A 4,085-nucleotide genomic window follows, 5' to 3' on the forward strand; every position below is an offset into this window, starting at 1 on the left:
AAATGGTCTGAACCAGCGAAAAATGCGCATCCCGGACACCCCGCACCACCCCCGCTGTGACCGACACCACCACCCACCACCCCCAAAACGTCAACCCCCCGCCAACACCCCACCACCCACAGTCACATTCCGCCCCCCTGGTGGCCCCCACCACACGACCCAGGACCACACCGCGCTGTCCCGGACGATCCGGTGGCGCGCCCGCGATCCACTCGCCGATCGCCGGCAATGAGGTCGGCCCCGACCAGCACCTCGGCCGGCCCTCCACCAGGCCGGTCACCCCTCCCACCCAGGCCGAGGCTGCTCACGGAGTTGGACAAGGGACAGACAGGATCAGGGGCGATGCGCCTCCACGACCTCGGGAACCAGGCTTGTCGCGCCCCCAGGGCCGAGCCAACCTACAGATCGTCACGAACCGGACGGCTGTGGGTCCATCGAAGTCCCGCTCGGCGAAAGTAGGGTACAATTTATGGTGTCGCGTCGGTCGCCCCGTTGGGCCCGACGCTTTTTTTATGCCCTCAGAATCTGCATCTCTCATGCCCGAAGCTGCTGTGCAACGCGCTCGGGGAACGCTTTTCCACACTGCCGTCACGGATCCTCGTGGTGACGAACTGCTGCCGCTGACGGTCCTTGCAGGGCGCTACCCGGATCTGTATGCGCGTCATGTCGCCAAGTACGTGGGCCGCGAGCACCGCCTGCGCGAGCGTGTGATCCCGCTCGACTGCGCGTGGGCGGATGTCGTCTTCTTCTCGCCAGTCGACTCCGCATTGCTGTTCGACGCGGTGCGCAGCGCCGGCCGGAGAGCGTGGGCAGGGCCGATGTGGACGCTGGACGCCTCGCGGCTGGATCCGCGGCGATGCTGCGTTCGGCTCATGCGAGTGACACGGGGTGCTCGGAGCGCGGATCCGGGCGATGAGGACGATTACCTCCCGCTGACGACTGCGACGTTGCGGGCGGTCTCCCAGGTGACCGACCGCGCGCTGACCCGGCTGCGAACTCTGGGCCCCGACGAGCCGCTGTTGCCGTGGGGCGATGTGCCGCACATTCTTCATCGCGGACCTGTGCCTCTCGACCTCTTCCACAAGTGGCACGCCAAGGAGCAGCCCGCGACGGGAACAAGTCCGGCGTCCTGAAGCCACATCTCCCCATAAGGGGACCGTTTCGAGCTCGGCACCACCACGGGCACGAAAAGTCGTGCCGGTCGACGTCCGACGGGGACTGGTCGCGTCCTGCGATGTCCAGAGCGCGCACTGGATCCAACGGTGCCCACCTCGTACGGCCGATCCACACAGGGACACGGTGCGAGATGCGGTCCTCCTACCTCGCCCAGCGTCCCATCCCCGGTGCAACGCCGATCAGGCACTCGACGTCGGCCGGGAAGCCGGCGAGGGCGTAGGCGGTAAGACGCAGGTGACCCTCAAGGCAGACCAGGTCGTCCAGCCTCTCGCCGACGAGGATGAGCGGAGGAAACCGCCCGCCGCTGCTCAACGCGCGGGCCGCGTCGACGAACGGTTCGTTGGGCACGTCGAAGGCCCGCAGCCCGGCCCCGATCCGTGCGGCCGCGTCGGCCGGCCGACGGCTGCCACCGGACAGTTCGCTCCAGTAGGAGTAGTCCATGTAGCGCACGCAGGCCACCTCGTCCGCGGACAGGAGCGCCCTGGTCCACGCGACGTGAGCGGGGAAGTTCTCGAAGAGGTCGCGGTTCTCGCCGTAACCGCGCGTCGCCGCGAGGAGAGCCCGACGCGCGGAGTTCGCCCCGGCGTCGGAGAGGTCCGGATGCAACAGCACCTGCTCGGCCTGCCCAGCTGCCGCCAATCGGGACAGGAGGTTCTGACCGAACCTCCTGCTGGACAGCTCGCCACCCAGGAAGCAGGCGACCATCTCGTCCTCACTGCTCAGACCCAGTAACTGCACGACCGTCAGCATAGAACCGGCCTCGCTGGGTCACGTCCGCTGGAGTGACGGCCCGCCAGCACCGCCACACCGCGCTCCTGGGCTCCACCAACCGGCAGAAGGCCCCACGCTGCAATTTCGGCAAGACCGAACTCGCAACCCGGCGATCAAGGAACAACGACAGCGCATCGACCGGGGAACCGGACCGTCTGGCCGTGTCGTTGGTGCCTCGGAGAGGAGCATCTGTGAAGACACGTCAGAGGGACGAGGGTGCCCCCGAACCACGAACGCGGTGGAACGAGGTCAGGCCGCGGCTGTGGCTGGGCGGCCACTTCTGGGTCGGCCCGGACGGCGACGTGCAGACCGCGGTTGTCGGTGCCGAATTCGACCTGGTCATCAGCCTGTTCACCCGACCAGGCCACGGACCGCACCCCGGAGTCGCCCACCTCGTCAGTGAGATCCCTGACGGCCCACTCACGGCCGAGGAGCTCCACTCGGTCCAACAGCTGGCCGTCACAGCCGCTGAGGCCGTACGCAACGACCGCACCGTTCTCGTGCGCTGCCATTCCGGCTACAACCGCTCCGGCCTCGTTGTCGCACAGACCCTCATCGAGCTGGGCCAGGACTCCACCACCGCCATCTCACTCATCCGCCAGGCTCGATCGCCCTGGGCCTTGAACAACCAGTCCTTCGTGCAATACCTCACCACAGGACTCGACGTCGCCCGCCTCCTGGCCGGACTCGAACCCGCACCTGGCCAATAGCGTCAAAGGCTGGTGGTAGTTCGCGCCGGCGAACTCGAACCACCCCGACCACCCGGTCCGAACCCGTGCGCTGCACGCCTACCTGCGCCGGCGCAACGCCAACGCCCGCCACCCCGACGTCTTGAAAGCCCAACGCCGCGAACGCGCCCGCGTCCGTAGCGAGAAGGGACTGCGCTGGGGGGCGCCCGCTGGAGGCGGCCTGACCAGTGGCGCGCTGCGTCAAACGCGCGCGCTGCCCGGCCGTCGGTGCCCGCACTCGATCTCGTTGCCGTCGACGTCCGAAACGTAGCCGTGGTGCCCGTTGAAGTGCACCGTGACGGAGCCCGGCCGATGGTCCACCTCGAAGGGCTCGTTGCCGTACGTAGTCCCGGACCATGGACGACCGTCCGCGGACCCGAACGTCCAGACCACGAACGTCTCGCCAGGCGCCAACCAGTGATCACTTCCAAGCGGCTCCAGGACCAGCTTCAGCAGTTCCTTGCCGCTGTTGTGGACCCGCAGCCGAGCCACCAGCGCCTCCTCGACGGCCATCAGCCCTCCCTGATCAACGATGTCGCTGCACGAGGAACACTAGCCGGGTTCTGACTGTGAACCGCGGGCTCGTCAGCGCCTGAGGATCCGTCGACACCTGTTTACCGATCTGTCAGGAGTGGTTGGGGTTCGGGCCAGTATGCGGGTGGATCCGGCCAGTCTTGTCCGGCGTACGGACGGGTGTGGGCGTGAGCGGTAGGTGTGGTTGCCGCGCGGTCTCACGGGGGGACCGCCGGAGCCCCAGGAGGGCACCAGCATGAAGATCCGGAAGTCCGCCACGGCGCTGTTGGTGGCGGGGATGGCGGTGTTCGGCACTGCGGCGACCACCTCGCAGGCCCACGCCGGCGCCTACAACTGCCCGGGCAGCCAGGTGTGGTCGCACGCGATGGCGGCCGGAACCGTGTACACCTACTTCGACGGCACCAACAACTGCTCGGTCTTCGTGAAGTCGAGCTACTACGGGACACCGACCACGGTCGAGCTCCAGATCGAGAACGACGCGCAGCAGTGGGGCGCGCTCGACAACCACGGCCCGTACAAGTACTACGCCGGCCCGTCGAGCGTGAACGGAGTCGGCCACTGCGTCCGCGAGTTCATCTACGCGGAGGATCCCTCGGGGACCCCCATCGAGAACGACTACACCGACTGGCACTCCTGCCGCTGAGTCGGACGTGGAATGCCCGACGCCCCCTTCCCGCCGTGGTGGTGGGGAGGGGGCGTCGGGCTTGGGTGACCCTGGGTCAGCGGGGTCGGTGGTCTCAGATGCTGAGGACCTGGCCCGGGAAGATGACGTCGGGGTTGGTGCCGACGGTCTTGACGTTCTTGCTGTAGAGGGCGTCCACGGTGGTGTGGTGGGCGGCGGCGATGGCGCTGAGGGTGTCGCCGCTCTTGACGGTG

The 4,085-nt window shown here is 67.7% G+C and carries 6 protein-coding genes and 1 pseudogene; 4 read left to right on the forward strand and 3 right to left on the reverse strand.

Annotation, left to right across the window (positions count from 1 at the left end):
* Positions 1 to 536: 536 nt before the first annotated feature.
* Entirely contained in the window at positions 537 to 1,133 is a 597-nt protein-coding gene (locus tag ACFW1A_RS39235) for a hypothetical protein (protein ID WP_380418264.1), read from the forward strand.
* Positions 1,134 to 1,317: 184 nt separating this feature from the next.
* On the opposite strand, the gene ACFW1A_RS39240 is transcribed toward ACFW1A_RS39235, so the two are convergent.
* On the reverse strand, positions 1,318 to 1,926 hold the full coding sequence (locus tag ACFW1A_RS39240; RefSeq protein ID WP_380418266.1) for a hypothetical protein: 609 nt from the start codon (positions 1,924 to 1,926) through the stop codon (positions 1,318 to 1,320).
* Between the two features lie 212 nt (positions 1,927 to 2,138).
* Between ACFW1A_RS39240 and ACFW1A_RS39245 the strand changes: the two genes are divergently transcribed.
* Positions 2,139 to 2,657 carry a protein phosphatase gene (locus tag ACFW1A_RS39245; RefSeq protein WP_380418268.1) on the forward strand — a complete coding sequence of 173 codons (519 nt, stop codon included), beginning with the start codon at positions 2,139 to 2,141 and terminating at the stop codon, positions 2,655 to 2,657.
* A 19-nt stretch (positions 2,658 to 2,676) separates the two neighbouring features.
* Positions 2,677 to 2,838: pseudogene (locus ACFW1A_RS39250) on the forward strand (IS630 family transposase); the annotation flags it as partial.
* Between the two features lie 38 nt (positions 2,839 to 2,876).
* On the opposite strand, the gene ACFW1A_RS39255 reads toward ACFW1A_RS39250, so the two are convergent.
* Positions 2,877 to 3,188: a hypothetical protein gene (locus tag ACFW1A_RS39255; RefSeq protein ID WP_380418270.1), complete on the reverse strand. Its 312-nt coding sequence runs from the start codon at positions 3,186 to 3,188 to the stop codon at positions 2,877 to 2,879.
* Positions 3,189 to 3,444: 256 nt separating this feature from the next.
* On the opposite strand from ACFW1A_RS39255, the gene ACFW1A_RS39260 reads away from it, so the two are divergent.
* Positions 3,445 to 3,852 carry a hypothetical protein gene (locus tag ACFW1A_RS39260; RefSeq protein WP_380418272.1) on the forward strand — a complete coding sequence of 136 codons (408 nt, stop codon included), beginning with the start codon at positions 3,445 to 3,447 and terminating at the stop codon, positions 3,850 to 3,852.
* 94 nt (positions 3,853 to 3,946) lie between these two features.
* Here ACFW1A_RS39260 and ACFW1A_RS39265 read toward each other — a convergent pair.
* The coding region (locus tag ACFW1A_RS39265) for a LysM peptidoglycan-binding domain-containing protein (protein ID WP_380418274.1) at positions 3,947 to 4,085 on the reverse strand (139 nt) is incomplete at its 5' end.

The organism is Kitasatospora sp. NPDC058965, assembly GCF_042741245.1.
Classification (GTDB): domain Bacteria; phylum Actinomycetota; class Actinomycetes; order Streptomycetales; family Streptomycetaceae; genus Kitasatospora.